The 25635-nt window shown below is 70.7% G+C and carries 27 protein-coding genes; 15 read left to right on the forward strand and 12 right to left on the reverse strand.

The window, feature by feature from the left end; all coding sequences use genetic code 11:
* Window positions 1-117 precede the first annotated feature (117 nt).
* Both OOK40_RS28030 and OOK40_RS28035 read left to right on the forward strand, forming a co-directional pair.
* Complete coding sequence (locus tag OOK40_RS28030; RefSeq protein ID WP_266487136.1) at window positions 118-564, forward strand: sec-independent translocase; 447 nt, start codon at window positions 118-120, stop codon at window positions 562-564.
* Between the two features lie 119 nt (window positions 565-683).
* On the forward strand, window positions 684-1376 hold the full coding sequence (locus OOK40_RS28035) for a hypothetical protein (protein WP_266487138.1): 693 nt from the start codon (window positions 684-686) through the stop codon (window positions 1374-1376).
* A 57-nt stretch (window positions 1377-1433) separates the two neighbouring features.
* Here the strand turns inward: OOK40_RS28035 and OOK40_RS28040 are convergent, their stop codons facing one another.
* The 3 genes from OOK40_RS28040 to OOK40_RS28050 are packed head-to-tail and all read right to left on the reverse strand — an operon-like array spanning window position 1434 to window position 4502.
* Window positions 1434-2567 carry an Mrp/NBP35 family ATP-binding protein gene (locus tag OOK40_RS28040; RefSeq protein WP_266487139.1) on the reverse strand — a complete coding sequence of 378 codons (1134 nt, stop codon included), beginning with the start codon at window positions 2565-2567 and terminating at the stop codon, window positions 1434-1436.
* Between the two features lie 41 nt (window positions 2568-2608).
* Window positions 2609-3202 (reverse strand): DUF1003 domain-containing protein, encoded by a 594-nt coding sequence (locus OOK40_RS28045; protein ID WP_266487141.1) that lies wholly within the window; start codon window positions 3200-3202, stop codon window positions 2609-2611.
* Window positions 3195-4502: a CBS domain-containing protein gene (locus OOK40_RS28050; protein ID WP_266487142.1), complete on the reverse strand. Its 1308-nt coding sequence runs from the start codon at window positions 4500-4502 to the stop codon at window positions 3195-3197. The genes OOK40_RS28045 and OOK40_RS28050 overlap by 8 nt, the downstream gene beginning before the upstream one ends.
* A gap of 174 nt (window positions 4503-4676) precedes the next feature.
* Between OOK40_RS28050 and OOK40_RS28055 the strand changes: the two genes are divergently transcribed.
* Window positions 4677-5441: a hypothetical protein gene (locus OOK40_RS28055; protein WP_266487143.1), complete on the forward strand. Its 765-nt coding sequence runs from the start codon at window positions 4677-4679 to the stop codon at window positions 5439-5441.
* A 176-nt stretch (window positions 5442-5617) separates the two neighbouring features.
* Here the strand turns inward: OOK40_RS28055 and OOK40_RS28060 are convergent, their stop codons facing one another.
* Together OOK40_RS28060 and OOK40_RS28065 are read right to left on the reverse strand one after the other, a co-directional pair.
* On the reverse strand, window positions 5618-6130 hold the full coding sequence (locus tag OOK40_RS28060) for a hypothetical protein (RefSeq protein ID WP_266487145.1): 513 nt from the start codon (window positions 6128-6130) through the stop codon (window positions 5618-5620).
* A gap of 13 nt (window positions 6131-6143) precedes the next feature.
* Complete coding sequence (locus OOK40_RS28065) at window positions 6144-7259, reverse strand: magnesium and cobalt transport protein CorA (RefSeq protein ID WP_266487146.1); 1116 nt, start codon at window positions 7257-7259, stop codon at window positions 6144-6146.
* Window positions 7260-7702: 443 nt separating this feature from the next.
* On the opposite strand from OOK40_RS28065, the gene OOK40_RS28070 reads away from it, so the two are divergent.
* The 4 genes from OOK40_RS28070 to OOK40_RS28085 all read left to right on the forward strand — a co-directional run bounded on the left by OOK40_RS28070 (window position 7703) and on the right by OOK40_RS28085 (window position 10622).
* Window positions 7703-8299 (forward strand): suppressor of fused domain protein, encoded by a 597-nt coding sequence (locus OOK40_RS28070; protein WP_266487147.1) that lies wholly within the window; start codon window positions 7703-7705, stop codon window positions 8297-8299.
* Between the two features lie 89 nt (window positions 8300-8388).
* The gene (locus tag OOK40_RS28075) at window positions 8389-9027 is read left to right on the forward strand and encodes a DUF6758 family protein (protein WP_266487148.1); all 639 of its coding nucleotides are present in this window, start codon (window positions 8389-8391) and stop codon (window positions 9025-9027) included.
* An 81-nt stretch (window positions 9028-9108) separates the two neighbouring features.
* Window positions 9109-9972, forward strand: coding sequence for a PHP domain-containing protein (locus OOK40_RS28080; protein WP_266487150.1), 864 nt, complete (start codon window positions 9109-9111; stop codon window positions 9970-9972).
* 44 nt (window positions 9973-10016) lie between these two features.
* Complete coding sequence (locus tag OOK40_RS28085) at window positions 10017-10622, forward strand: MarC family protein (protein ID WP_266487152.1); 606 nt, start codon at window positions 10017-10019, stop codon at window positions 10620-10622.
* Between the two features lie 80 nt (window positions 10623-10702).
* On the opposite strand, the gene OOK40_RS28090 is transcribed toward OOK40_RS28085, so the two are convergent.
* Window positions 10703-10855, reverse strand: a complete 153-nt coding sequence (locus OOK40_RS28090; RefSeq protein ID WP_266487153.1) for a hypothetical protein — start codon at window positions 10853-10855, stop codon at window positions 10703-10705.
* Window positions 10856-11028: 173 nt separating this feature from the next.
* Here OOK40_RS28090 and OOK40_RS28095 point away from each other — a divergent pair, with 173 nt between their 5' ends.
* Window positions 11029-11928, forward strand: coding sequence for an NYN domain-containing protein (locus OOK40_RS28095; protein ID WP_266487154.1), 900 nt, complete (start codon window positions 11029-11031; stop codon window positions 11926-11928).
* Here OOK40_RS28095 and OOK40_RS28100 read toward each other — a convergent pair.
* Together OOK40_RS28100 and OOK40_RS28105 are read right to left on the reverse strand one after the other, a co-directional pair.
* Window positions 11919-12770 carry an alpha/beta fold hydrolase gene (locus tag OOK40_RS28100; protein WP_266487155.1) on the reverse strand — a complete coding sequence of 284 codons (852 nt, stop codon included), beginning with the start codon at window positions 12768-12770 and terminating at the stop codon, window positions 11919-11921. The two genes, OOK40_RS28095 and OOK40_RS28100, sit on opposite strands and share 10 nt — an antisense overlap.
* A 111-nt stretch (window positions 12771-12881) precedes the next feature.
* On the reverse strand, window positions 12882-14723 hold the full coding sequence (locus OOK40_RS28105; RefSeq protein WP_266487156.1) for a DEAD/DEAH box helicase: 1842 nt from the start codon (window positions 14721-14723) through the stop codon (window positions 12882-12884).
* Window positions 14724-15210: 487 nt separating this feature from the next.
* On the opposite strand from OOK40_RS28105, the gene OOK40_RS28110 reads away from it, so the two are divergent.
* Window positions 15211-15936 (forward strand): ferritin-like fold-containing protein, encoded by a 726-nt coding sequence (locus OOK40_RS28110; RefSeq protein WP_266487158.1) that lies wholly within the window; start codon window positions 15211-15213, stop codon window positions 15934-15936.
* 298 nt (window positions 15937-16234) lie between these two features.
* On the opposite strand, the gene OOK40_RS28115 is transcribed toward OOK40_RS28110, so the two are convergent.
* The 4 genes from OOK40_RS28115 to OOK40_RS28130 all read right to left on the reverse strand — a co-directional run bounded on the left by OOK40_RS28115 (window position 16235) and on the right by OOK40_RS28130 (window position 18061).
* The gene (locus OOK40_RS28115; protein ID WP_266487160.1) at window positions 16235-16504 is read right to left on the reverse strand and encodes a hypothetical protein; all 270 of its coding nucleotides are present in this window, start codon (window positions 16502-16504) and stop codon (window positions 16235-16237) included.
* Between the two features lie 170 nt (window positions 16505-16674).
* The gene (locus OOK40_RS28120; RefSeq protein ID WP_142213842.1) at window positions 16675-16902 is read right to left on the reverse strand and encodes a DUF3107 domain-containing protein; all 228 of its coding nucleotides are present in this window, start codon (window positions 16900-16902) and stop codon (window positions 16675-16677) included.
* A 123-nt stretch (window positions 16903-17025) separates the two neighbouring features.
* Window positions 17026-17697, reverse strand: a complete 672-nt coding sequence (locus OOK40_RS28125) for a TetR/AcrR family transcriptional regulator (RefSeq protein ID WP_266487162.1) — start codon at window positions 17695-17697, stop codon at window positions 17026-17028.
* 145 nt (window positions 17698-17842) lie between these two features.
* Window positions 17843-18061, reverse strand: a complete 219-nt coding sequence (locus tag OOK40_RS28130) for a hypothetical protein (protein WP_266487163.1) — start codon at window positions 18059-18061, stop codon at window positions 17843-17845.
* Between the two features lie 123 nt (window positions 18062-18184).
* On the opposite strand from OOK40_RS28130, the gene OOK40_RS28135 reads away from it, so the two are divergent.
* From OOK40_RS28135 to OOK40_RS28160, 6 genes are all read left to right on the forward strand, one after another.
* Entirely contained in the window at window positions 18185-19150 is a 966-nt protein-coding gene (locus tag OOK40_RS28135; protein ID WP_266487165.1) for an alpha/beta fold hydrolase, read from the forward strand.
* Between the two features lie 8 nt (window positions 19151-19158).
* Window positions 19159-20445 carry a DUF3152 domain-containing protein gene (locus tag OOK40_RS28140; protein WP_266487167.1) on the forward strand — a complete coding sequence of 429 codons (1287 nt, stop codon included), beginning with the start codon at window positions 19159-19161 and terminating at the stop codon, window positions 20443-20445.
* A 251-nt stretch (window positions 20446-20696) separates the two neighbouring features.
* Window positions 20697-22376 carry a DUF3492 domain-containing protein gene (locus tag OOK40_RS28145; RefSeq protein ID WP_266487690.1) on the forward strand — a complete coding sequence of 560 codons (1680 nt, stop codon included), beginning with the start codon at window positions 20697-20699 and terminating at the stop codon, window positions 22374-22376.
* A 53-nt stretch (window positions 22377-22429) separates the two neighbouring features.
* The gene (locus OOK40_RS28150; protein WP_266487169.1) at window positions 22430-23728 is read left to right on the forward strand and encodes a hypothetical protein; all 1299 of its coding nucleotides are present in this window, start codon (window positions 22430-22432) and stop codon (window positions 23726-23728) included.
* A 152-nt stretch (window positions 23729-23880) separates the two neighbouring features.
* Window positions 23881-24840: an NAD(P)-dependent oxidoreductase gene (locus OOK40_RS28155; protein WP_266487171.1), complete on the forward strand. Its 960-nt coding sequence runs from the start codon at window positions 23881-23883 to the stop codon at window positions 24838-24840.
* Window positions 24828-25580 (forward strand): spherulation-specific family 4 protein, encoded by a 753-nt coding sequence (locus OOK40_RS28160; protein WP_266487173.1) that lies wholly within the window; start codon window positions 24828-24830, stop codon window positions 25578-25580. Before OOK40_RS28155 ends, OOK40_RS28160 begins: the two co-directional genes overlap by 13 nt.
* Window positions 25581-25635: the final 55 nt, after the last annotated feature.

The following is a 25635-nucleotide window of genomic DNA, read 5'->3' on the forward strand; positions in this document are numbered from 1 at the left end:
CACAGGGCCTGGCACGGGCCGCGGGAAGGTACCGCGCGGACAGTTCGGGCGGGTACCGTGGATCGGGCCCGGACCCCATCCGACCTGCGGGCCGCACAGAACACGAGGAGCAGCAGGGTGTTCAATGACATAGGCGCACTGGAGCTGGCGGCGCTCGTGGTGCTCGCCGTGCTCATCTTCGGCCCGGACAAGCTGCCGAAAGTCATCCAGGACGTCACCCGCTTCATCCGGAAGATCCGCGAGTTCTCCGAGAGCGCGAAGCAGGACATCCGCAGCGAACTGGGGCCGGAGTTCAAGGACTTCGAGTTCGAGGACCTCAACCCGAAGGCGTACATCCGCAAGCAGCTGAACGAGAACGAGGACCTGAAGGAACTCAAGGACCTCCGCAGCAGCTTCGACCTCAAGAAGGAGATGAACGAGGTCGCGGACGCGGTGAACAGCAACGAATCCAGCACCTCGGTCCCTGCCGCCGTCAACGGCTCGCCCGGCACCCCCGACCTGCTCAAGAAGCGCGAAAAGCTCGATCAGGACGAGCGCCCGCCCTTCGACGCAGACGCCACCTGAGTACCGTCAATCCCTGCGAGCCGGGACAGGGTGGCTATTCTCCATCTGTCCGGCAGTGAGGACGCCCGAGGGGGGCGGGTCCGCTCCGGGCCTCGGACACAGAGGAGGCGGCCGGGTAGATGGAGACGACAAGTCGGCTGGCGGCGCAAGGCACAGTCAGCGATTCCCCTGCCCCCGGCGGGCAGCGCCCGCTCGCGGCGGCACCCGCGGGGACGCCGGCCCGGCGCGCGGTCGACGGATACCTGCGGGCGTTGTTCCCCTGGTACGGCCTCGACGAGGCCTTCACCGGTCCGCGCTGGCTGATGCAGGTCGGCGCCGCGGCGGACGGCACGGTCCAGCACGGCGCGATCGGCCACGGCGACGAGCCGTCGATACGGTCGGAGGCCGGCGGCGCGGAGAGGGAGCGGTTCGCGGCGGTCATCACCGTCGTAGCGAGCCCGGTGCGCGGCAGCGGTGACGGCACGGGTGTCCTGGACGCCACCTCGGTCTCCTCGGCGGCCTGGCTGGCCGGCTCGGGACTGCTGGCCCACACCTGGCCCGCCCAGATGGACCACTCGCTGCGCGACGACTGGCTGGAGCAGCAGACGGAAACCGCGTTCGAGCTGGCCGACGATCTGCACGGACCGGCCTGGTCGGTGCTCTCGCTGCCGGTGGACGGTGTGCCGACGTCCTTCCACTACCGCGAGTCGGAGTTCGGCTGGGTGCTGGCGGGATCGACGCGGGCGGGCGTGCACATCGGTGCGTACGGGCGGGGGATGAGCGCGTACGGGCTGGCCTTCTCCGTGGTCAAGGACCTGGGCGCGTACGCCTGACCGGAGTCGGGGGTCCGGGGGCGCTGTCCCCCGGACCCGGAAGGCCGGAAAGTCGCCTCAGAACTTGTTGCGCGGCGTGATGCCCAGCGACATGCCCGACAGCCCGCGCGCCCGGCCGCCCAGCTTGTCCGCGATCGCCCGCAGTGCCGCGCCCGCAGGGGAGCCCGGGTCGGTCAGGACGACCGGCTTGCCCTCGTCGCCGCCCTCGCGCAGCCGGACGTCGATCGGGATCGAGCCCAGCACCGGCACATTCGCGCCGGTCGTCTTCGTGAGCCCCTCGGCGACCCGACGGCCGCCGCCCGAGCCGAAGACGTCGACGATCTCGTCGCAGTGCGGGCACGGCATGCCCGACATGTTCTCGACGACGCCGACGATCTTCTGGTGGGTCTGTACGGCGATCGAGCCGGCCCGCTCGGCCACCTCGGCCGCGGCCTGCTGCGGGGTCGTGACCACCAGGATCTCGGCGTTCGGCACCAGCTGCGCCACGGAGATCGCGATGTCGCCGGTGCCCGGCGGCAGGTCGAGAAGCAGCACGTCCAGGTCGCCCCAGTACACGTCCGCGAGGAACTGCTGGAGCGCGCGGTGCAGCATCGGGCCGCGCCAGACCACCGGGGCGTTGCCCGGGGTGAACATCCCGATCGAGATGACCTTCACGCCGTTCGCGGACGGCGGCATGATCATGTTCTCGACCTGGGTGGGACGGCCGTCCACGCCGAGCATGCGCGGCACGCTGTGCCCGTAGATGTCCGCGTCCACGACGCCGACCTTCAGCCCGTCGGCCGCCATGGCCGCCGCCAGGTTCACGGTCACGGAGGACTTGCCGACGCCGCCCTTGCCCGAGGCCACCGCGTACACCCTGGTCAGCGAGCCCGGCTTGGCGAACGGCACCTCGCGCTCGGCGGTGCCGCCGCGCAGCGAGGCCGCCAGCTCGCGCCGCTGCTCGTCGCCCATCACGTCCAGCGTCACGTCGACGCGCGTGACGCCCTCGACGCGCGCGACGGCGTCGGTCACATTCTGGGTGATCGTCTCGCGCATCGGGCAGCCGGAGACGGTGAGATACACCGTGACGGCGACCGCGCCGTCCGCCCCGATCTCGACCGATTTGACCATGCCGAGGTCGGTGATCGGGCGGTGGATCTCGGGGTCGTTCACCGTCGCCAGTGCTTCAAGCACCGCGTCTTGTGTAGCCATACGGACGATGGTACGGCGCGGGGTGCCACCCCCGGTAAGCCCTAGCGGTCGCCTTCGTCACTCCGGTCTTGGCGCTCGTACGGGAATAGCCGCCGCTCGTCCATCTCCTTCATCAGATCCTGGAATTCGGAGCGGATCCAGTCCCGGGTCGCGACCTCGCCGAGACCCATCCGGAGCGCGGCGATCTCCCGCGTCAGATACTCCGTGTCCGCGATGGAGCGCTCGCCCTGCTTGCGGTCCTGCTCGTACGTGACCCGGTCCCGGTCGTCCTGCCGGTTCTGCGCCAGCAGGATCAGCGGGGCCGCGTAGGACGCCTGAAGCGACAGCATCAGCGTCAGAAAGATGAACGGGAACTCGTCGAAGCGCAGACCCTTGGGCGCGAAGACGTTCCAGAGGAGCCACACGATGATGATCACCGTCATCCAGACGATGAACCGCCCCGTCCCCAGGAAGCGGGCGAACCGCTCGGAGAACCTGCCGAAGGCCTCGGGGTCGTACTGCGGCAGCAGCCTGCGCCGCGGCGCGCGCGGCTGGTCGAGCCGTATGCGGTGACGGGGCAGGGCACTCGCCCCGGCGAGCGTCCGCTCCTTCTGCTCGCCGCGCTCACCCGTCCCGTGCTCGCTGCCGCTACCCATGTGCGGACTCCTCGCGGGCGGACTCGTCCCGGGCGGACTCCTCGTGGGCGGACTCCTCGAAGTCTGTCTCCCGCCAGTCCTCCGGCAGCAGATGGTCGAGTACGTCGTCGACGGTCACGGCCCCCAGCAGCGATCCGCCCTCGTCGACGACGGGCGCCGCCACCATGTTGTACGCCGCGAGATAGCTGGTCACCTCGGGCAGCGGGGTGTCCGGCGCGAGCGGTGGCAGATCGCTGTCCACGATCGAGCTGACCAGTGTGAACGGCGGGTCCCTGAGCAGCCGCTGGAAATGCACCGTGCCCAGGTACTTGCCGGTCGGCGTCTCGTCGGGCGGCCTGCACACGTACACCTGCGCGGCGAGCGCGGGGGAGAGGTCCTGCTGGCGTACGCGCGCCAGCGCGTCCGCGACCGTCGCGTCCGGCCGCAGCACGATCGGCTCGGTGGTCATCAGACCGCCCGCCGTCCGCTCCTCGTACGACAGCAGGCGCCGCACATCGGCGGCGTCGTCCGGCCGCATCAGCGCGAGCAGCCGCTCCTTGTCCTCCTCGGGGAGCTCCGAGAGCAGGTCGGCCGCATCGTCGGGGTCCATCGCCTCCAGGACGTCCGCGGCGCGCTCCTCCTTGAGCTTTCCGAGGATCTCCACCTGGTCGTCGTCGGGCAGTTCCTCCAGGACGTCCGCGAGCCGATCGTCGTCGAGCGCGGCGGCGACCTCGGCACGGCGCTTCGGCGACAGGTGGTGCAGCACATTGGCGAGGTCGGCGGGGCGCAACTGCTCAAAGGTCGCCAGCAGGCTCTCGGCGCCCTGCCCGTTCTCCTCCAGCGAGAAGCCGGTCACGGCCGACCACTCGACGGTCAGCGTCTCGCCCTTGCGGCGCAGCGCCCCGGGCTTTCCCTTGCGCACGAAGACCTTGTCGATCTCCCAGTCGCGGCGGGCGGGCAACTGCTGGATCGAGACGTCGAGGACGGCCACCTCCTCGCCGGTGTCCACGATCCGTACGCGCCGGTCCAGCAGTTCGCCGAGCACCAGCCGCTCGGTGGGGCGCTGCTCGAAACGGCGCATGTTCAGTACGCCGGTGGTGATGACCTGGCCCGACTCCACGCCGGTTACCCGGGTCATCGGGAGGAAGATCCGGCGGCGGCTGAGCACTTCGACGACCATGCCGAGCAGGCGCGGCGGGCGGCGGCCCACGCGCAGCATCGCGACCAGGTCGCGCACACGTCCCACCTGGTCTCCGTGGGGGTCGAACACAGGCACACCGGCGAGGTGGGAGACAAAGATCCGAGGGGCGCCCGCTGCCATGCTCCGCACCTCCTTTTTTGCCCGCGAATACCGCTGTTTGAGGGCTTCAGGCTAGCCCGTACCGTTCCGCGCCGCCCTGGCTGGACGTCCGGACGGGACCCTTCCGATCGATGCCCCCGGCACGGGTACGCTGCGACCTGCCACCACGACAAGCAGATGAGAGGCAGTGCGCTTGTGACTCCCCTCCCTCCGGTTCTCCGGGCCCGCCGGGCCGCGCTCTCCGTGGCGCTCTGCGCCGTGCTGACCGCGGTACTCACGGCGTGCGGCGAGGACCCGGACGCAGGGACCAACGGCATCGCCAAGCTGTCCGCGGCCGAGATCGAGACGAAGGCACGCGCGACGGCGGACGCGGCCACGTCGGTACGGCTCTCCGGGACGCTGGTCAGCAAGGGCGGCACGTACAAGCTCAACATGCGCCTCAAGCACGACGGCGGCACCGGCTCGGTCACCTCGAAGGACAACACCTTCGAGCTGCTGCGGATCGGGGACGCGCTCTACCTCAAGGCCGACGCGGGCTTCTGGACCCACGTGGACGGCGAGGGCGACGAGAAGCCGGGTACGTCGGACTCCCAGGCGGCGGGCAAGCTCAACGACAAGTACGTGAAGGTCCCGAAGGGGGACCCGGCGTACAAGCAGTTCCGCGGCTTCACGGACATGGATGTGCTGCTGGAGGGCCTGCTCGGGATGCAGGGCGATCTCAGCAAGGGCGACCGTACGCAGGTGGGCGGCGTCCGCACGATCAAGGTCATGGCGGGCGAGGGCACGGGCGGCACGCTCGACGTCTCGCTGGAGGGCAAGCCGTATCCGCTGCAGTTCGCGCGGGCGGGCGGGGCGGGTGTGCTGACGCTGGGGGACTGGGACAAGGACTTCGCGCTGGCGGCGCCGTCGAAGGACGAGACGGTCGACTACGGCCAGAAGCTCCCGAAGACGAGCGACTAGGGGTTGTCCGGCGGATCAGGCTGGATCAGGGAGCGGCGTCATGCGGCTTCGGATCCAAGACGGAGGAGGGAGGCATGGCGGAGCCATGCCGACCGACGACAACGCCGGAGACGGAGTCGCAAGGCGTCGCGAGCCCAGCCTGATCCGCCGGACACCCCCCAGGGCGCGGTGACTGGCTAGCCGCTCTTCCGCTTGCGCTTCATGAGCAGCCGCGGCAGCCCCGCAGGCACAGGAAGGCGCGTCGTCGCCGTCGTCGGCAGCGGGGCCGCCGCTCCCGAGTCGGGCGGGAAGTCGGTGTTCGCGTCCTGCGGCTCCAGGCGCAGCACCCGGCACTCACGTGCCCAGCGCTCCGTCATCTGCTCGGCGTCCGGCGCGTTCAGCCGCTTGCCCTTCAGTTCGGCGACGGCCGACTCCCAGGCCTCGGAGTGCGGCTCCAGTTCGTTCACCGTCGCCGTCCAGGCGATCAGCCGGCCGCCCTTGTCCTTGCTGCGGACCGTGACCTCGGCCGTCGCGCCGTTCGCCAGCTGCGGCAGGGGCTGCTCGCCGGGCCCGTCGCCCACGACATGCGCGGCGCCCTCGTGCCAGACGTGCCACAGGGCCCTCGTGGGACCCCCGCCGCGCACCCAGATGAGGCCGGACTTCTTCGTGGCCTCCTCGACGAGCGCCTGGCCGAGCAGCTTTTCTGTCATGCGGGCAGCCTATCTACAGCCAGCCGTTGCGCTTGAGGGTGCGGTGGATCGCGAGGCAGAGCCCGATGATGCCGGTGAGCACCATGGGGTAGCCGTACTTCCAGTGCAGCTCCGGCATGTGGTCGAAGTTCATGCCGTACACGCCGCAGACGGCCGTCGGCACGGCGATGATCGCCGCCCAGGAGGTGATCTTGCGCATGTCCTCGTTCTGCGCGACCGTCGCCTGCGCCAGATTGGCCTGGAGGATGGAGTTGAGCAGCTCGTCGAAGCCGATGACCTCTTCCTGTACCCGGGCGAGGTGGTCGGCGACATCGCGGAAGTACTTCTGGATGTCGGGGTCGACCAGCCGCATCGGCCGCTCGCTCAGCAGCTGCATCGGCCGCAGCAGCGGGGACACGGCCCGCTTGAACTCCAGCACCTCACGCTTGAGCTGGTAGATCCGGCCCGCGTCGCTGCCCCGCGGGCTGCCTTTCGCGGGCGCCGAGAAGACATCGATCTCGACCTCGTCGATGTCGTCCTGCACCGCCGCGGCCACCGCGATGTAGCCGTCGACGACATGGTCCGCGATGGCGTGCAGCACCGCCGAAGGCCCTTTGGCGAGCAGTTCGGTGTCCTTCTGCAGCCCGTGCCGCAGCGCCCGCAGCGAGCCCTTGCCGCCGTGCCGCACCGTGATGACGAAGTCCCGGCCGGTGAAGCACATCACCTCACCGGTCTCGACGACCTCGCTCGTCGCCGTGAGCTCGGCGTGGTCGACGTAGTGGATCGTCTTGAAGACGGTGAACAGCGTGTCGTCGTAGCGCTCCAGCTTGGGCCGCTGATGGGCGTGAACCGCGTCCTCGACGGCCAGCGGGTGCAGCCCGAACTCCGCCGCGATACCCGCGAATTCGGCTTCCGTCGGCTCATGCAGCCCGATCCACGCGAAGCCGCCGGCCTCGCGCACCCGCAGCATCGCCTCGTGCGGCGTCTGGCAGACGTCGGTGTCCAGCCGCTTCCCGTCGCGGTAGACCGCGCAGTCGACGACGGCGCTGGAGGCGGACGGGTCGCGGGTGGTGTCGTACGTGTTGTACGGGGTGCTGCTCTTGCGCAGGGCCGGGCGCACCGCTGCGCGCAGGTCACGGATCATCGACATGGCGGGCTCCTTCACGGAGAGGCCGTCGGCGAGTGGCGTGGCACAGCCCGGAATGGGGACGTGATGCATACGTCCGCAAAGCGGGCGGCACCGCGGGATTCGCGGTGACGGCGTTCGCTACAGACAGGCAAAAACGAAGTGCTCTTCCGTCGTGCGAAAAGCCGCGGGCCCCGTGCGGGAAGGCCTCAGATCACCTAGGAGAGGTGTCGAGCGGAAGAGCGGTTGGTACTGCACGGTCGACTTCGATCCACCGCAGACCCCACCTCCTCCGGCCGGTCCCCCGTAGGGGATGACGTGTCGTCGGGACTGAAGAGCAACTCCCCCAGAGCTCCGCCTGGGGGTGCCCCCATCAGCGTGCCGTCCCGACCAGCGGCCAAGACTATCAGCCGACAGAGGGTCAATCCCTTGCTTTGCCCGTTCCATACGCGCTTTATGCTCGCGACATGGAAGATGTTCTTGCTCTGGTCGAAGCCAGGCTGCGCACGGCACTTGGCGAACCGGACGCGCGCGCCGCGGTGACCTTCCTCGGTACGGACCGTATCGAGGTGCTGCGGTTCCTGGACCACGACGGCGACGGGGACATCGTTCGCTACGCCACTCTTGGCATGTCCGCGCACCCGATGACGGACCCCACGGCAGCCCTTGCCGACCCGGTGAAGGGGCCGCGCGCGGAGCTGGTCCTTTCCGTACGGGGCGGGCTCGCCGACACCGGCAAGGTGCTGCGCCCTCTCGCCGTGCTCGCCGCGTCACCGCAGGTCGAGGGCGTGGTGGTGGCGCCCGGCGCCTCGCTGGACGTCGGCGATCCGCTGTGGCCGTCCGCGCCGTTCAGCTCGGTGCTCGTCGCGGAGCCGGGCGGTCTTGTCGAGGATCTGGAACTGGATGCACCGATGGACCCGGTGCGCTTTCTTCCGCTGCTGCCGATGACGTCGAACGAGGCGGCCTGGAAGCGGGTGCACGGCGCGCAGGAGCTCCAGGAGCGCTGGCTGACCCACGGCACGGACCTGCGCGATCCGCTGCGCAGGTCCGTCACTCTGGACTGAACTCCGGACTGCCGAAAGCTGACGAGGGCACACGCCGGACGGGTGATCGTCCTTGACGCGACGACGGCCGGGGAGGACCGTGGGGCGCTATGAGGGGCGAACCCAGTTGCCCGAAGTGCGGTGGCCGGGTCAGGGCGCCCGGTCTCTTTGCCGACTCCTGGCAGTGCGACGTGCACGGCGCCGTGCATCCGCTGCAGCCGGTGATCCCGCCCAGCGTCGAGGCCCTCGGTGTCGTCGTGCACCGCGCGAAAGTCCCTGTCTGGATGCCCTGGCCGCTGCCCGTCGGCTGGCTGTTCACCGGTGTCGCCTACGCGGGCGACGACCGCAGCGGAGGCCGCGCGACCGCGGTGGCCTGTTCGGGCCCCGGCCCACTCGGCGGCATAGGTGAACTCCTGCTGGTCGCCGAGGAACTGGGCGTCGGCCTCGGAGCGCGCTACGCGGGGATGGACGGCCCCGACCCCGGCCCGCACATCTGCGTCGACAAGCCGTCACAGGCCAAGGTCCTCGCCGCCGGCCGCCCCACCCCGCTGTGGCATGTCGCCGATGCGCCCGACGATCGCGCGGTGTTCGCCGGCGAGGCGCGCGGGCTGTGGCTGTGGGCGATCGTCTGGCCCGAGCAGTCCGGGCTGCTCATGTACGACGAGCTGGTGCTGACGGATCTGCGGGACGCGGGCGCGGAGGTGGAACTACTGCCCTGCGGGGCGCTGTCGCCCCGCCTGCTGTCGTGAACCGGGGCTGAGGGGGGTTGTTCGAATCCCCGATACACTTGACCGTCCCTTGTCCGCCTCCCGTCCCTGGAGTCACGCGTCGTGCGCATCGATCTGCACACCCACTCCACGGCATCGGACGGCACGGACACCCCGGCCGAACTGGTACGCAACGCCGCAGCTGCCGGACTGGACGTCGTCGCGCTCACCGACCACGACACCACCCGCGGCCACGCCGAGGCGATCGCCGCGCTCCCCGAGGGCATGACCCTGGTCACCGGCGCCGAACTCTCCTGCCGCATCGACGGGGTGAGCCTGCATCTGCTGGCGTATCTCTTCGACGCCGACGAGCCGGACCTGCTGCGCGAGCGTGAGCTCGTACGGGACGACCGGGTGCCGCGCGCCCAGGCGATGGTGGCCAAGCTCCAGGAGCTGGGTGTCCCCGTCGAGTGGTCGCAGGTCGCCCGTATCGCCGGAGAAGGCTCGGTCGGCCGCCCGCACATCGCGTCCGCGCTGGTCGAGCTCGGCGTCGTGCCCACCGTCTCCGACGCGTTCACCACGGAGTGGATCGCCGACGGCGGCCGTGCGCACATCACCAAGCACGAGCTGGACCCCTTCACCGCGATCCGGCTGGTCAAGGCCGCCGGCGGCGTCACCGTGTTCGCGCACCCGCTCGCCGTCAAGCGCGGCCGCACCGTGCCCGAGAGCGCCATAGCGGAACTGGCAGCGGCTGGTCTCGACGGCATTGAGATCGATCACATCGACCATGACGAGGCGGCGCGCGCCCGGCTGCGCTCACTGGCCGCCGACCTCGGCCTCCTGGGCACCGGATCCAGCGACTACCACGGCAGCCGCAAGACGTGCCGGCTCGGGGAGTTCACCACCGACCCGGAGATCTACGGCGAGATCACGCGCCGCGCGACGGGCGCGTTCCCGGTGCCGGGCACGGGCGGACGTCCCGCGTAGCCTCTTCGCCCTCCCTCCGTTCCTCTTCTCGCTAGGCCCTCACTGTGTTCGACGCTGCCATTTTCGGCTCTCTCTTCCTGACTCTATTTGTCATCATGGATCCCCCCGGGATCACTCCGATCTTCCTCGCGCTGACCTCCGGCCGGCCCGCCAAGGTGCAGCGCCGCATGGCCTGGCAGGCCGTCGCGGTCGCCTTCGGTGTGATCACCGTCTTCGGCATCCTGGGCCAGCAGATCCTGGACTATCTGCATGTCTCAGTGCCCGCGCTGATGATCGCGGGCGGTCTGCTCCTGCTGCTCATCGCGCTCGACCTGCTGACCGGCAAGACGGACGAGCCCCAGCAGACGAAGGACGTCAATGTCGCCCTCGTACCGCTGGGCATGCCGCTGCTCGCCGGGCCCGGCGCGATCGTCTCGGTGATTCTGGCCGTGCAGCACGCCGACGGCGCCGCCCAGCAGGTGTCCGTGTGGGCCGCGATCGTCGCGATGCATGTGGTGCTCTGGCTGACCATGCGCTACTCGCTGCTGATCATCCGGCTGATCAAGGACGGCGGCGTGGTGCTGGTGACCCGGCTCGCGGGCATGATGCTGTCCGCGATCGCCGTGCAGCAGATCATCAACGGCATCACCCAGGTGATCCAGAGCTCCTGAGCTGCCGCAACAACACAGTGCGCCCCCGTACGGAGATCCGTACGGGGGCGCGGTGCGTCACATCACAACGTCATGAAGCGTTACGAGGCCGTGGTTTCGGCGGGTCGGATGTAGATGCGCTGGCCGATCGAAGCGGCCTGCTGCACGATCCGGTTGACGGAGGCGGCGTCTACAACGGTGGTGTCCACGGCGGTGCCGTCGACGTCGTTGAGTCGCATGATTTCGAAGCGCAAGGCTTCTCCCTTCGTCTGATCCTCCTGCTGGAGAACTGATGGCGACGGTTCCCCGTCGGTGTTCTGTAGTGGTTCAACGGTATGCACCCTGCAAACATTCCCTACGCTAAGGAAATTTTTTGGATGCCTAACTACTGGCAGGTAGAGGCGGGGCCACGGAGAATGAGCCTCGTATGAACGATGCAGAGATCAACGAGATCAGCGCCCGCCTGGAGCGCACCAACGAGCTGCTCCATCGCATGCTCGCCGAGGTCGCCAAGACGCCTTCGACCCATGCCATCTTCGTGGACGCCGGTTACGTCTATGCTGCGGCCGGGTTGCTTGTGGCGGGCACCGAGGACCGGCGCTCCTTCGATCTGGACGCCGAGGGGCTGATCGAGGCCTTCATCGACAAGGCCCGCACGATCTTCGCGGACAGCAGACTGCTGCGGGTGTACTGGTACGACGGCGCACGCCGCCGTATCCACACCTCCGAGCAGCAGTCCATCGCCGAGCTGCCGGACGTCAAGGTGCGCCTGGGCAATCTCAACGCGAACAACCAGCAGAAGGGCGTCGACTCACTCATCCGTACGGACCTGGAGTCACTCGCCCGGCACCGCGCGATCAGCGACGCGGCCCTCGTGGGTGGCGACGAGGACCTGGTCTCGGCGGTCGAGGCGGCGCAGGGGTACGGGGCACGGGTCCATCTGTGGGGCATCGAGGCGGGGGACGGACGCAATCAGGCCGAACCGCTGCTGTGGGAGGTCGACAGCCAGCGGACGTTCGACCTCGACTTCTGCCGTCCCTACATCACCCGCCGCCCAGTCACGACGTACGAGAACGAGGGCGCTCCGCCGCCGTCACGCGACGAGGTGCGCTTCGTGGGGGCGCAGATCGCGGCGACATGGCTGGCGGAGCGGGGGCGGGAGCCGATGGCGGAGCTGCTGCCCGGCCATCCCTATCTGCCCGGGCCGGTGGACCAGGACCTGCTCATCGAGGCGGAGCGGGTCCTGCAGCGCTCGCTCCGGGGGCATGCGGTGCTGAGACGGGCACTGCGGGACGGGTTCTGGCAGCACCTGCAGGCTCAGTACTGATCCCAGAACGACACCAGGGCCGCTGCCGTCTCGGCGGGACGGCCGGTGTTCGGTGAGTGCTCGGCCCCGGCGATGACCGTCCGGCGGGCGTCCAGGCGCCGTGCCATCTCGTCCAGCAGCGGTACCGGCCAGGTGTCGTCGCGCTCGCCCGACACCACATGCTTGGGCATCTGTACGGCGGCGAGCGCGTCGACCCGGTCGGGCTCCACGGTCAGGGCGCGGCCGGTGGCGATCAACTGGGACGGGTTGTGCCGCAGCCAGCGTCGGCGCAGGTCCTCGCCGTTGGTGGGGTCGGTGTCCGCGTCCTCGGGCGGGTCGAGCGCCTTCATCGCCTGCCACACCTCGTCCATGCTCAGCACCGCGAGCGCGTCGCTGAGCATCTTCACCTTCTGCTGCTGGGCCGGCGAGATCTGTGCGGGCCCGGAGGAGACGAGGGTCAGGGTGCGGAAGGGGGCGGGGGCGATCAGGACGGCGGCGCGGGCGATCTGTCCGCCGAGCGAGTGCCCGAGGAGATGGACCGGGCCGTCCTGGACCGCCTCGGCCTGGGCAAGCACGTCGCGGGCCAACTCGGCCTGGGCGTAGGCCTGTTGGTCCTCGGGGCCATCGGTCTCGTACTGCCCGCGCCCGTCGACGGCGACAGCGCGGTAACCGGCCATGGTGAGGGGCTCGAGCAACGCGATGAAGTCCTCCTTGCTCCCGGTGTACCCGGGCAGGAGGAGGGCGGTGCCCTTGTGGGGCTGACCGCTCGGACGCGCGTCGAGCACGGCGAACGTGCCGCGCGCGGTGGGGAGGTCGCGGCGAAGGGCACAGGGGGGCGGGGTGAAGGTGGGCGGCCGGCTCATGCGACGAGGCTAACGGGGCCCCGCCCTCGACAGGGGCTCCGCCCCGGACCGCGCTCTCATACGCCGACGGCCCGGCCCCCGCACAGGGGACCGGGCCGTCGGGTTGGTGCATCAGCTCTCGGGCTGGGCTGCCTTCACCGTGCGCGTACGGCGGCGGGGCTTCGCGACCGCCTCGGGGGCGTCCGGAGCCTCGGCCGTCGCGACGGCCTCGACCGGCTTGACGGCGCGGACGCGGCGGCGGGGCTTGGTTTCCGGCTCGGTGGGGGGTGCGATCTGGAAGTCGACCTCGGCCTCGACCGGCTTGACGGCGCGGACGCGGCGGCGGGGCTTGGTCTCCACCTCGACCTCGGGCGTGATCTCGACCTCGACGGCCTTGGCGGCACGCGTCCGGCGGCGGGGCTTCGGCTCGGCCTCGGCTTCGACCTCGGGCGTGATCTCGACCTCGACCGGCTTGGCGGCGCGGGTGCGGCGACGCGGCTTGGCCTCGACCTCGACCACCGTGTCGGTCGCCTCGACCGTGTCCACGGCCGTCGTCGCCGCTCCCACCCGGGTGCGGCGGCGGCGCCGCGGAGTGCGGGGCTCCGCGGGGGCGTCCGTGGTTTCGGTCGTCACCTCGGTCGTCGGCTCCGCCGTCTCCGGCGTGGAGCCGCCGCGCGTACGGCGGCGCTGTCGCGGAGTGCGCGGCGCGCGCGGTGCACGCTCCTCGGTGGCATGCGCGGACTTGCGGCCGCGGCCGCCCGTCTCGCCCAGGTCCTCGACCTCTTCCGCCCCAAGACCGGCGCGGGTGCGCTCTGCGCGCGGCAGGACGCCCTTCGTGCCCGCCGGGATGCTCAGCTCCTCGAACAGGTGCGGCGACGTGGAGTACGTCTCGACCGGGTCGCTGAGGCCGAGGTCCAGCGCCTTGTTGATCAGCTGCCAGCGCGGGATGTCGTCCCAGTCGACCAGCGTGATCGCGATGCCCTTGGCCCCCGCGCGGCCGGTGCGGCCGATGCGGTGGAGGTAGGTCTTCTCGTCCTCGGGCGACTGGTAGTTGATGACATGCGTCACACCCTCGACGTCGATGCCACGAGCGGCGACATCGGTGCAGACGAGGACGTCCACCTTGCCGTTGCGGAAGGCACGCAGCGCCTGCTCGCGCGCGCCCTGGCCGAGGTCGCCGTGGACCGCGCCGGAGGCGAAGCCACGGGTCTGCAGCTGCTCGGCGATGTCGGCCGCCGTGCGCTTGGTGCGGCAGAAGATCATCGCGAGCCCGCGGCCGTCGGCCTGCAGTATGCGGGAGACCATCTCCGGCTTGTCCATGGAGTGCGCGCGGTACACGTACTGCGCGGTGTTCGCGACGGTCGCGCCCTCGTCGTCCGGCGAGGTCGCGCGGATGTGTGTGGGCTGCGTCATGTAGCGGCGGGCGAGGCCGATGACCGCACCCGGCATGGTCGCCGAGAACAGCATCGTCTGGCGCTTGGGCGGCAGCAGCTGGATGATCTTCTCGACGTCGGGCAGGAAGCCCAGATCGAGCATCTCGTCGGCCTCGTCGAGGACGAGTGCGCGCACATGCGAGAGGTCGAGCTTCTTCTGGCCGGCCAGGTCGAGCAGCCGGCCCGGGGTGCCGACGATCACGTCGACGCCCTTCCTGAGCGCCTCGACCTGGGGTTCGTACGCACGGCCGCCGTAGATGGCGAGCACGCGGACGTTACGCACCTTGCCGGCGGTCAGCAGGTCATTGGTGACCTGCGTGCACAGCTCGCGGGTCGGGACGACCACCAGAGCCTGCGGGGCGTCGGTCAGCTGCTCGGGCTTCGCCCGGCCGGCCTCGACGTCCGCGGGGACGGTGACGCGCTCAAGCAGCGGCAGACCGAAACCGAGGGTCTTGCCCGTGCCGGTCTTGGCCTGGCCGATGACATCGGTGCCTGTGAGGGCAACGGGGAGCGTCATCTCCTGGATGGGGAAGGGGGACATGATGCCGACGGCCTCAAGGGCCTCGGCGGTCTCGGGGAGGATCCCAAGATCCCGGAAAGTCGTAGTCAGGGTGCTGCCTCTTCTGTGAGACGCGGCACGAGGCGAACGATGGGGGTCGTACCGCACCTGGGTACTGGGCCGGCCGTGGGTTGGCCGGATGGCGCGGGACCACTGCCGTCGCTCGAGCGTCATGCCGCTGAGGGGGCCCCTCATCTGCGGTCGTACGCAACTGTGCGCACGGTCCGCGCGGAGGGCGGTCGGTTCGGAGCCGATCGTGCCACCGACCGGGCATCCTCAAGGGACTCTGGGGAACAAGTCCCCCAGTCATACATGCGATCGCCCGTCGAGTAGCTAGAACGCTCGACAGGCGCATTACCACTGTACCCCGGAATCGCGCATGTGTGTTGGGCGAATTCGTAGGAACCTCACTACGGGCGAGGCTGACCAGGCCCTTCCGCCCTGCGGTGAGCGGGCTATTGTGCGCTTCATGGAGACGCCTGACAACGCCACTGAACCCACCGGAATCGCCGCCCAGGACTGGGCAACGGCGTCCGCCGACCCCCAGTACCGCGCCGCCGTCGTGGATCTGCTGGGCGCGCTCGCGTACGGCGAGCTGGCGGCCTTCGAGCGGCTCGCCGAGGACGCCAAGCTCGCACCTACGCTCGGCGACAAGGCGGAGCTGGCGAAGATGGCCTCCGCGGAGTTCCACCACTTCGAGCAGCTGCGCGACCGGCTCACCGCCATCGACGCCGAGCCGACCGCCGCGATGGAGCCCTTCGCCCAGGCCCTGGACGACTTCCACCGCCAGACCGCGCCGTCCGACTGGCTCGAGGGCCTGGTCAAGGCGTACGTCGGCGACTCGATCGCCAGCGACTTCTACCGCGAGGTCGCGGCCCGCCTGGACACCGACACCCGCGGGCTGGTGCTCGCCGTGCTCGACGACACGGGCCACGGCAACTTCGCGGTCGAGAAGGTGCGCGCCGCGATCGAGGCCGAGCCGCGCGTCGGCGGACGCCTCGCGCTGTGGGCGCGCAGGCTGATGGGCGAGGCGCTCTCGCAGGCGCAGCGGGTGGTGGCGGACCGCGACGCGCTCTCCACGATGCTCGTGGGCGGTGTGGCGGGCGGCTTCGACCTCGCGGAGGTGGGCCGGATGTTCTCCCGGATCACCGAGGCGCACACCAAGCGCATGGCGGCCCTGGGGCTGGCGGCTTAGGCCCTGTCCGGCCGATCTTGCCGGGCTCGCGTGCCCTGGCAGGGCACCTCGCTGCGTTGTCGTCAGTCGCCTACGCTCCGCGTGGGCTCCTTCCTCCGCCTTGCGATGCACCACGCCAGACCCCGCTCGCTGATCCGGCCTGATCGACCGGACAGGACCTAACTCTCGGTCGACTCGGGCGGCTTGCGCGCCTCGCTCGGCTCGGAGGACTCCGGGGATTTGGGCGACTCGGTCGACTCCGGAGCTTTCGGCGGCTTCCGCGGCTCCTCGGGCTTCGCGGAAGCCGCTTCGGGCGGCCTCAGAAAGGGAACGCCCGGCGCAGCCGGCCCGTCGACGGCCTGATCAGCAGCGAGAGCAGTACGGCTCCGACGGCCACCGCGCCCGCCAGCACCGCCAGGGTGTGTCCCGGACCGAGCGCCGCATGCGTCACATACGCGCCGAACAGGGCTCCGAGCGGACCTGAGGTGAGCACCACGCGGCGCGACGGGAGACGGTCCGGCAGCTGCCGGACAGCGGCCCAGGCGAGGGCGAGTCCGAGCAGGACTGAACCGAGCGCTTCCAGCAGCACTGCTGATCACCTCACGGATGCCGGTGCGGGCAAATCGGTCGTAGCCCGTACTACCCGGCCCTCGTGGACTACAACCCTCGCTGAGCAGCGGAAGAGGGCCCGGCCGGGAATTCCCGCCGGGCCCTCTTCGTGCTGCTTCAGTAGTACTGCTTCAGTGACGTCTCGGCGCCCTACAGCGCGCCGAAGCCAACGCGCCGTACCGCCGGCTCGCCGATCTCGACGTACGCGATCCGGTCGGCCGGCACCAGGACCTTGCGGCCCTTGTCGTCCGAGAGGCTGAGCAGCTGCGCCTTGCCGGCCAGAGCGTCGCCCACCGCGCGCTCGACCTCCTCGGCGGACTGCCCGCTCTCCAGAACGATCTCCCGGGGCGCGTGCTGCACGCCGATCTTGACCTCCACGGCTATGTCCCTCCGAACGGTCAGTGCGTTGCGCGGTCAGCCGCGCTGTACGCAGCACACACTAGCCCGGCGAACGGACCCGGCAGACGTCCCCGGTGAACGCCAGGAGCGAACACCGGCCGGTCAGTCTCCCTGCTGGTCGGTGCCGTGCCCTGTGTGCTGGTCGGTGCCGTGCAGCGGGAAGCCGGCGATGCCCCGCCACGCAAGCGAGGTCAGCAGCTGTACGGCCGTATCGCGCGGAATGGCGGAGGCGCTGGAGAGCCAGTACCTGGCCACCACCTGCGAGACCCCGCCGAGGCCCACGGCCAGCAGCATGGACTCCTCCTTGGACAGGCCCGTGTCCTCGGCGATCACGTCCGAGATCGCCTCGGCGCACTGGAGCGAGACCCGGTCCACGCGCTCGCGCACGGCGGGCTCGTTGGTCAGGTCGGACTCGAAGACCAGCCGGAAGGCACCACCCTCGTCCTCTACGTACGCGAAATAGGCGTCCATGGTGGCGGCGACGCGCAGCTTGTTGTCGGTCGTCGACGCGAGCGCCGTACGGACCGCGAGCAGTAGCGACTCGCAGTGCTGGTCGAGCAGCGCGAGATAGAGCTCGAGCTTGCCCGGGAAGTGCTGGTAGAGCACCGGCTTGCTGACGCCTGCCCGTTCGGCGATGTCGTCCATGGCGGCCGAGTGGTATCCCTGGGCCACGAAAACCTCCTGGGCAGCGCCCAGAAGCTGGTTCCTGCGGGCTCGGCGTGGCAGGCGTGTGCCCCGTGGGCGCGCTGCCTCTGTCTGCTCGATGGCTGTCACGCCGCCTCCCAAAATCGTTCCGTGCGCGCTGTGCGCAGCGCCGCCATCGTACTTTTGGGTAACCCGGCTGTGCGTGCTGCGAGCGCAGAATTTCACGGACCGGACAGTCGCGGTAGCTCCCTACTCGGGGGCAATCAGGGGCAGGTCACCGGTAGTCGTCCTCGTCGAGAGCCACCACCCGGGCCTGTTCCACGGCGTCGGCCACGTTCGCCGAGTCCAGCCCATTGGGGCTGACCTGGTCGTCCTGCTCGGATTGCAGGTCTTTGAGCTGTTCCGCCGCATCGGCCTCGGGGACCTCCTCGTCGAGTGCGGCGGCCTGGTCGTCTTCTTCGAAAGTTTCCGGGTCGGTGGGATCGACAGGCATGCGGCACCGCTTTCCATGGAGAGCGCCTTTCCTACGAGCGTAGGAGCTACTGATTCGCGGCGCTATGCGATGTGTGATGCCGAACACACGAACCACGGTGTGATCGTCTCGTAACATTGCCGCATGTCTTCGACCGAGCTGCCGGGAGTCCGCGCCGCGACCGCTGCCGTGGCCCCCAAGGTCGCGGCCGTACGGGTCGCCGAGGGGGAGGAGCTTCGCTGCGTAACGCTGCCCGGTCTGACGCTCAACGTCAGATCGCGTCCCCCGGCGCGCTCCGGGCTGCCGCACGCGCTGTACGTGCACGGCCTGGGCGGTTCCTCGCTCAACTGGTCCGCGATGATGCCCCTGCTCGAGGATGTCGTGGACGGAGAGGCGCTGGATCTGCCCGGTTTCGGGGACTCCCCGCCGCCGGACGACGGCAACTACTCGCTCACGGGACACGCCCGGGCCGTGATCCGTTTTCTGGACGCCGCGGGGCACGGGCCCGTGCATCTGATCGGCAACTCGCTGGGCGGCGCGGTCTCCACCAGAGTCGCTGCCGTCAGACCCGATCTGGTGCGCACGCTCACCTTGATCTCGCCCGCCCTTCCCGAGCTGCGCGTCCAGCGCTCGGCCGTGCCCACCGCGCTGCTGGCACTGCCCGGTGTGGTCTCGCTCTTCACCAAGATCACCAAGGACTGGTCGGCCGAACAGCGCACAAGAGGCGTGCTCGAACTGTGTTACGGCGACCCCACGCGGGTCACCGACGAGGCGCTGCGCAATGCTGTGGAAGAGATGGAGCGGCGCATACAGCTCCCGTACTTCTGGGACGCCATGGCCCGCTCGGCGCGCGGGATCGTCGACGCGTACACCCTGGGCGGTCAGCACGGACTGTGGCGGCAGGCGGAGCGGGTGCTCGCGCCGACGCTCCTGGTGTACGGAGGACGCGACCAGCTCGTGGCGTACCGTATGGCGCGCAAAGCGGCGGCGGCTTTCCGGGACTCCCGGCTGCTGACACTCCCGGACGCGGGGCACGTCGCCATGATGGAGTACCCGGAAACGGTCGCCCTGGCCATCCGGGAGCTGCTCGACGACTGCGGTGGGAGCTGATTCGGGGCGTGGGACGACATAGTCGCAAGGGCCCCGCACCCAAGGGCTCCGATTCGGACAGCACATCCGGTATAGGGACCGATCGAGCAGGCGGGCGGCGCGGCCGCCCCGCCGCGCCGGGTGCCGAGCAGCACACGCCTTCCGGTTACGGCATAGCGCAGGCCAGGGGCGGACACCCCGAGCAGCACGAGCCGGGCGGTGGCTGGGGCGTACCGCAGCAGTACCAGAACTGGCAGGGTGCCCCGGGCGGGCAGCGGGTGCAGACGCCGCAACCGCCGCCTCGTACGGTGGCCGGCGGGGCGCGAATACCGGGCCCGCGACGGGAGTTCGTCGAGGCCTTCGACCAGCCCCAGGGCAGGGGGCCGCAGGACGATCCGTACGTATCCACAACCACATGGGACGTCGAGCCCGACCCGGCCTTCGATGCGTACATGGACGGCGCGGACGATGACGGCGCGCCCCAGGAGCGGCCCGCCAAGGGCGGCAAGGGGCGCACCTTCACCGGGATCGCCGCCGCCGCGGTGACCACGGTGCTCGCCGTCGTCGTGGCCGGCCAGGTGGCGGCCGACAATCACGGCCACTCCAGCGCCCAGTCCGCGGACCAGGACCGCGGCGGCGCCGAGAGCCCGGCCTCCCGTTCCGAGAACCGGCAGGCCCCGCAGAAGGGCGGTGCCGCCGCTCCCGCGGCCCCGCCCTCGTACCGGCAACTGATGGCCTCACGGTTCGCGCTCGCCCCCAAGCTGAAGGCGAGCGGAAAGTTCGAGGCCGTCCCCGGCTTCGACAAGGCGCCCGGCAAGGGCCGCAAGATCCGCTACCGGGTGGATGTCGAACAAGGCCTCGGACTCGACGGAGCGCTCTTCGCCAAGGCGGTCCAGGAAACCCTGAACGACGACCGCAGCTGGGCGCACGGCGGGGCGATGACCTTCGAGCGGATATCCTCCGGCGATCCCGAATTCGTCATCACGCTCGCCAGTCCCGGCACCACGCACGAGTGGTGCGACAAATCCGGGCTGGATACGGCCGAGGGCAATGTCTCCTGCGATTCCGCGCAGACCCAACGCGTGATGATCAACGCGTACCGCTGGGCCCAGGGATCCGAGACGTACGGCCCCCAGGCGATGCTCACGTACCGTCAGATGCTCATCAATCACGAGGTCGGGCACCGGCTCGGACACGACCATGTGAACTGCCGTACGCCGGGAGCGCTCGCGCCGGTGATGCAGCAGCAGACCAAGTCCCTCGACATCAACGGCATCAAGTGCAGGCCCAACCCCTGGGTGTACCCCGGCAGTTGAGTCCGCCGTGTGGGACGGGTGTCTCAACCCCCCGCACCCGGCGCGTCGGCAGAGGCGGCTGGGTTGATCACTGAAACCGCACCGTAGCGCGACAGAACGCAACCGGCACGCGAAAGTTACGTGCATTCACCCCTTCCGGTGGCGCGATGGACAACCGTCCGTCGCGCCACCGTCGTACCGGCTTAACGTCGTCACGCTGCGAGTCGCCGGACCAACGGCGGCCGCCCACAAGGGAGATCGGGGGTGTGCTCGTGCGGATCGGACTGCTTACGGACGGTGGTTATCCGTATGCGACGGGTGAATCCAGGCTGTGGTGCGACAGGCTTGTGCGCGGGCTGGCGCAGCACGAGTTCGACATCTACGCGCTGAGCCGCAGCGCACAGCAGGAAGACCACGGCTGGATCCAGCTCCCGGCGCAGGTGCAGCGCGTGCGCACCGCCCCGCTCTGGGCGCCCGAGGACGACGGGCACACATACGGCAGACGCGAACGACGGCGCTTCGTCGGCCACTTCGCGGAGCTCGCCGCGGCCGTCTGCGGACCGGGCGAAGGCTTCGCGGACGGCCTCTACGGCCTCGCCGAACTCGCCCGCGAACGCGGCGGCCTCTACGCCGCGCTCCGCTCCGAACTGGCCGTTCGCGCCCTCGAATCCGCCTGCCGCGCCCCGGGCGCGCGCCGCACCGTGCACGCCGCCACCGTCCCGGACTACCTCGCCTTCGCCGACCAGCTGGAGCGCGCCCTGCGCCCGCTCTCTCTTGACTGGTACGGCGACGACGGGCTCGGAGCCGTCGATCTCTGCCATGCCGCGTCCGGCGGATCCGCAGCGCTGTCCGGCCTGCTGGCCAAACGCTTCTTCGGGGTTCCGCTGCTGGTCACGGAGTACGGCGTTCAGCTGCGCGCGCACTATCTGGCCGCGAGCGAGGGCGAGCTGACCGCACCCGTACGCGCCCTGCTCGCCGCCTTCCAGGGCCGACTGGCGGCCGAGGTGTACGCCCAGGCCTCCGTCATCACCCCCGGCAACACGCACGCCAGGCGCTGGCAGGAGAAGTGCGGCGCCGATCGCGCCAAGCTGCGGACCGTCTACCCGGGCATGGAGGCGGATCGGTTCGCCGCGGTCGGCGACGGCGACGACAGCGGTGACGGGCACACCCTGGTGTGGGTCGGCAGGTTCGAGCCCGCCAAGGACCTCATCGCGCTGCTCCACGCCTTCGCCGAGGTGCGCAAGGAGGAGCCGCAGGCGCGGCTGCGGATGTTCGGGGCGCCGGTGCACGGGCCCGAGGCCGCGACGTATCTCGCCCACTGCAAGGCGCTGGCCGCCCAGCTCTTCCCCGACGAGGCCGCCGACGCGCACGCCGTGGGCGACAACCCCGTCTCGTTCGAGGAGATCGGCGGGCCCGAGGCCCCCGAACTCGCCGACGCCTACGCGTCCGGCGGCGTGGTCATCCTGTCCAGCGTCGTCGAGGGCTTCCCGATCAGCCTTGTCGAGGCGATGTTCTGCGCCCGTGCGACGGTGTCGACGGACGTCGGCGCGGTCGTCGAAGTCATCGGCGGTACGGGTCTGGTCGTGCCCCCGCGCAACCCGCGGGCGCTCGCGGACGCGTGCCTCGCGCTGCTGCGCGACACGGAGCGCCGGGAACGGCTGGGCGCCGCCGCACGCGCCCGCGCACTCGAACTGTTCACGATCGAGCAGAACCTGACGGCATTTCGCGGCATTTACCTGGAGCTGATCTCGCACTCCCCGGTGAAGCGAGAAGCCGTCGACGAGGACGGCGAGCCGCTGCCCTTCGCCCACCCCGCCGAGGCGCATGTCCCGGGCCACTGGACGGGCGGCGGCGCCGCGTCCAGCGGCCGCACCCCGCGCTGGGCGGACAACCAGGACCGGGGCGGCGGCCTGGTCGGCGCGGCCGTGACCCCGAAGGAGGCGCGCGCATGAGTACGTCGCGGATCACTGAGAGCGCGGGGGGCGCTCGGGGCACAGGAGAACACGTGGGCGCCCCCGGCGCCGATCCGAGCGCCGGAAGGTCCGGCAGCTCACGGACGATCGGGACCATCGAAGGCACCGGCAGCGGGCCCTCCGACCGGCTCTCCAAGAAGCCCTCCGCTCTCGACGGGGCATGGCCGCCCGTCGGCGACGACGCGCGGGACAGCCGTGGCGACGCCCACCTCGCCGACGTCCGGGATGACGAGCCGGCGAAAACCCGCAAGCCCCCTGCCCCCCGCCGCGGCCCCGCCGACCCCGTCAAGGCGCTGATGCACCGCCACCGGGAGCTGTGCGAGCGCGCCGTCGACCCCTTGGAGATCGCCGCGGGTCTCGAAGCCCACGGCATCACCGACCGGACCGCCGCCCGCTTCCGCCACCGGGACGTCTTCTCGCTCGCCGAGGAGTTGTACGCCCGCGTGCCGCGGGGAGCGGAGTCGGCGGATTCCGTCGGCCGTCCGGCGCGCGCGGCCCAGGCGCGCGCCGGACGCCGCCCCCGAGCCGCCGGGCGCGCACTCCTCACACTCCTGCCAGGCGCCGTCTGCGCCCTCGCCGTCGCCGTTACGGAGGCGATGGACGGCGGTGCCCCAATCGCCGCCGCGGCCGCGGGTGCGATCGGCGTCGCCGTCGCACTCACGCTGTGTCTGCGGCGAGGACCCCTGCGCGCCGAGGGGCGCACGGTCCCTGCCGTACGCCTGTGGACGTTCTGGCTGCTGGCATACGCGGCGTACGGAGAAGGCCTCCTCGACGAGATCGTCGCCGGGGGCCCGGACGGCCCGCTGCCCATGAGCGCCGCCCCACTCGTCGGGCTCGCCCTCGCCGTCGCCCCCGCGGCCGGGTGTGCCCGCCTCTTCTCCGTACAGGCACGGCGCAGGCTGGACGGCAGCCGGGGCCTGGAGGAGTTCGCGTCAGGGATGCGTCCGCTGCTGCTGGGAATCGTCGCCCTGTACGTCGCTGCCCTCGGCACGCTCCTCGTCCTGGCCGGCCTGTTATTTCCCCATCAGGCCCTCGTCCCCGCCGTCGCCCTCGGCGCCCTGCTCTTCCTGGCCAGGCTGCTGATCGTCCACGGCTACCCGGCGTCCGCGTCCGCGGGACTCGCCGTCGCCTGCGGTGCCGAGGCCCTCGCCCCCGCCCTCCTGCTGGCCGGACGCCTGCCCGGCTTCGAGGTCCTGGCGAGTCCCGTCGAGGCGGCCGTCGGCGCCTGGGGCGCCGGTGCCTTACCGGCCATCGCCTGCTCGGCCGCGGCGCTCGGCCTGCTGGCCCATGCCACCGCTGCCCTGTCCCGAGCCTCGGCGCACACCGTCTGACACCCCGCGGAGCCGACATCGCGGGCGCATCCGGCACCCGTGTCGCCACGGGATCCGGCACCCCTTCCGCACCGACAGCAACACCCCTAAGGAGAAAGCGACATGACGCCCCAACCCCCAACAGAGGCCCGTCGGCACACAGGGGCCGCGCGATGAGGGTGCTCCTGCTCGGTGCCAATGGATTCCTCGGCCGCTTCGTCGCCGACCGGCTGCTCGCCGACCCCGCCGTGCACCTGACCGCGCTCGGGCGGGGTGATGACGCCGACGTACGCTTCGACCTGGCCGGAGGCAGCCCGGGCGCGCTCACCCGTTTCCTGGGCGCCGTCCACCCGGGCGTCGTCATCAACTGTGCCGGCGCCACCCGCGGCGGCGCCCGCGAGCTGACCCGGCACAACACCGTCGCCGTCGCCACCGTCTGCGAGGCCCTGCGCCGCAGCGGCTGTGGCGCCCGGCTTGTTCAGCTCGGCTGCGCCTCCGAGTACGGTCCGTCCCAGCAGGGTTCGTCGACCGCGGAGGATGCGATTCCGCGCCCGGGCGGTCCGTACGGCGTCAGCAAGCTCGCCGCCACCGAGCTGGTACTCGGCGCGGGCCTGGACGCCGTCGTGCTGCGGGTCTTCTCGCCCGTCGGCCCCGGCACCCCGGCCGGCTCACCGCTCGGCCGTCTCGCCGAGGCGATGCGCCGCGCGATGCAGTCCGGGGACGGTGAGCTGAAGCTCAGCGGCCTCGGCGTGCAGCGCGACTTCGTCGACGTGCGGGACGTGGCGCGCGCCGTGCACGCCGCCTCGCTCTCCGCCGCGCAGGGCGTGGTCAACATCGGTACGGGACGTGCTGTGCGACTGCGCGACGCGGCCGCCGTCCTGGCCCGGGTCGCGGGCTACGCGGGCGCGCTGCACGAACTCGACGCGAGCCCCGGCCGCCCCTCCATCGGAGCCCCCCGCTCCGAATCCGTGCTGGAGCAGCTCTCCGCGAACCCGGCCCCCTACCCCGACGGCTGCGGCAGCTGGCAGCAGGCGGATGTGCGCACCGCCCGCGACCGCCTCGGCTGGCGCCCCCGCATCAACCTCGAAGAGTCCCTCGCCGACATCTGGATGGAGGCGGCATGCCGCATCTGACCACCACGGGCACCAAGCTCTCCGCGACCGGCGCGGAGAGACTCGGCTTCGGCATCCCCGGCTATGCCCACCCGCTGCTCGCCCCGGTCGAATGGGCCGAACTGACCCGCCCGGGAACGCCCCTGCACTGGGTCGTCCTCAATGTCGACGGCGGTCCCGGGGCCCGCCCCGATCCGCACTGCCTGGAGGCCGTGGGCAAGCTGCGCAATGCGGGCGTGCGAGTTCTGGGCCATCTCGACATGGCCCACGGCTCGCGCTCCTTCGGCCATCTCGTCTCCGAGGCGCACCTCTATCTCGAGTGGTACCGGGTCGACGGCTTCCTGCTGGACCGCTGCCCCACGGACCGCGCCGATCTGCAGGAGGTGCGGCGCACGACGGCGACGCTGGAGGCCGTTCTCGACGGCGGCCATCTCGTCCTCGGGCACGGCTCGCATCCGTACCCGGGCTACGCGGAGGCCGCCGACCAACTGGTCACCTTCTCCGGGCCATGGACGGATTACCGCTGGTCACAGGTGGCGGAGTGGACGGCGGACCATCCGCCGGAGCGCTTTGTGCACTTCGTGCACGGGGTGCCGCGCACCCACTTGGAGGAGGCCACCCGAATCGCCCGCTGGCAGGGTGCCGGGACGATCTTCTTCACCGACCGCACGGACCAGTGGGGGCAAAACAGTCCATTCGAGGCACTGCCCGGCTACTGGGACGAAATCGTCTCGCGGATCGGACCGGGTGTCTCGGAATGAGGAGGGCCGTGGCAGTGTTACGGGGAGAACAACCGTACTGACTTATCGACGCAAC

Source organism: Streptomyces sp. NBC_01481 (genome assembly GCF_026339995.1).
Classification (GTDB): domain Bacteria; phylum Actinomycetota; class Actinomycetes; order Streptomycetales; family Streptomycetaceae; genus Streptomyces.

What these genes read in the sequence shown, in the direction of transcription:
- OOK40_RS28035 (WP_266487138.1), top strand. Translation starts at nt 684, where the DNA reads ATGGAGACGACAAGTCGGCTGGCGGCGCAAGGCACAGTCAGCGATTCC.
- OOK40_RS28040 (WP_266487139.1), bottom strand. Translation starts at nt 2,567, where the DNA reads ATGGCTACACAAGACGCGGTGCTTGAAGCACTGGCGACGGTGAACGAC.
- OOK40_RS28045 (WP_266487141.1), bottom strand. Translation starts at nt 3,202, where the DNA reads ATGGGTAGCGGCAGCGAGCACGGGACGGGTGAGCGCGGCGAGCAGAAG.
- OOK40_RS28050 (WP_266487142.1), bottom strand. Translation starts at nt 4,502, where the DNA reads ATGGCAGCGGGCGCCCCTCGGATCTTTGTCTCCCACCTCGCCGGTGTG.
- OOK40_RS28060 (WP_266487145.1), bottom strand. Translation starts at nt 6,130, where the DNA reads ATGACAGAAAAGCTGCTCGGCCAGGCGCTCGTCGAGGAGGCCACGAAG.
- OOK40_RS28065 (WP_266487146.1), bottom strand. Translation starts at nt 7,259, where the DNA reads ATGTCGATGATCCGTGACCTGCGCGCAGCGGTGCGCCCGGCCCTGCGC.
- OOK40_RS28070 (WP_266487147.1), top strand. Translation starts at nt 7,703, where the DNA reads ATGGAAGATGTTCTTGCTCTGGTCGAAGCCAGGCTGCGCACGGCACTT.
- OOK40_RS28075 (WP_266487148.1), top strand. Translation starts at nt 8,389, where the DNA reads ATGAGGGGCGAACCCAGTTGCCCGAAGTGCGGTGGCCGGGTCAGGGCG.
- OOK40_RS28095 (WP_266487154.1), top strand. Translation starts at nt 11,029, where the DNA reads ATGAACGATGCAGAGATCAACGAGATCAGCGCCCGCCTGGAGCGCACC.
- OOK40_RS28100 (WP_266487155.1), bottom strand. Translation starts at nt 12,770, where the DNA reads ATGAGCCGGCCGCCCACCTTCACCCCGCCCCCCTGTGCCCTTCGCCGC.
- OOK40_RS28105 (WP_266487156.1), bottom strand. Translation starts at nt 14,723, where the DNA reads ATGTCCCCCTTCCCCATCCAGGAGATGACGCTCCCCGTTGCCCTCACA.
- OOK40_RS28110 (WP_266487158.1), top strand. Translation starts at nt 15,211, where the DNA reads ATGGAGACGCCTGACAACGCCACTGAACCCACCGGAATCGCCGCCCAG.
- OOK40_RS28130 (WP_266487163.1), bottom strand. Translation starts at nt 18,061, where the DNA reads ATGCCTGTCGATCCCACCGACCCGGAAACTTTCGAAGAAGACGACCAG.
- OOK40_RS28135 (WP_266487165.1), top strand. Translation starts at nt 18,185, where the DNA reads ATGTCTTCGACCGAGCTGCCGGGAGTCCGCGCCGCGACCGCTGCCGTG.
- OOK40_RS28155 (WP_266487171.1), top strand. Translation starts at nt 23,881, where the DNA reads ATGAGGGTGCTCCTGCTCGGTGCCAATGGATTCCTCGGCCGCTTCGTC.
- OOK40_RS28160 (WP_266487173.1), top strand. Translation starts at nt 24,828, where the DNA reads ATGCCGCATCTGACCACCACGGGCACCAAGCTCTCCGCGACCGGCGCG.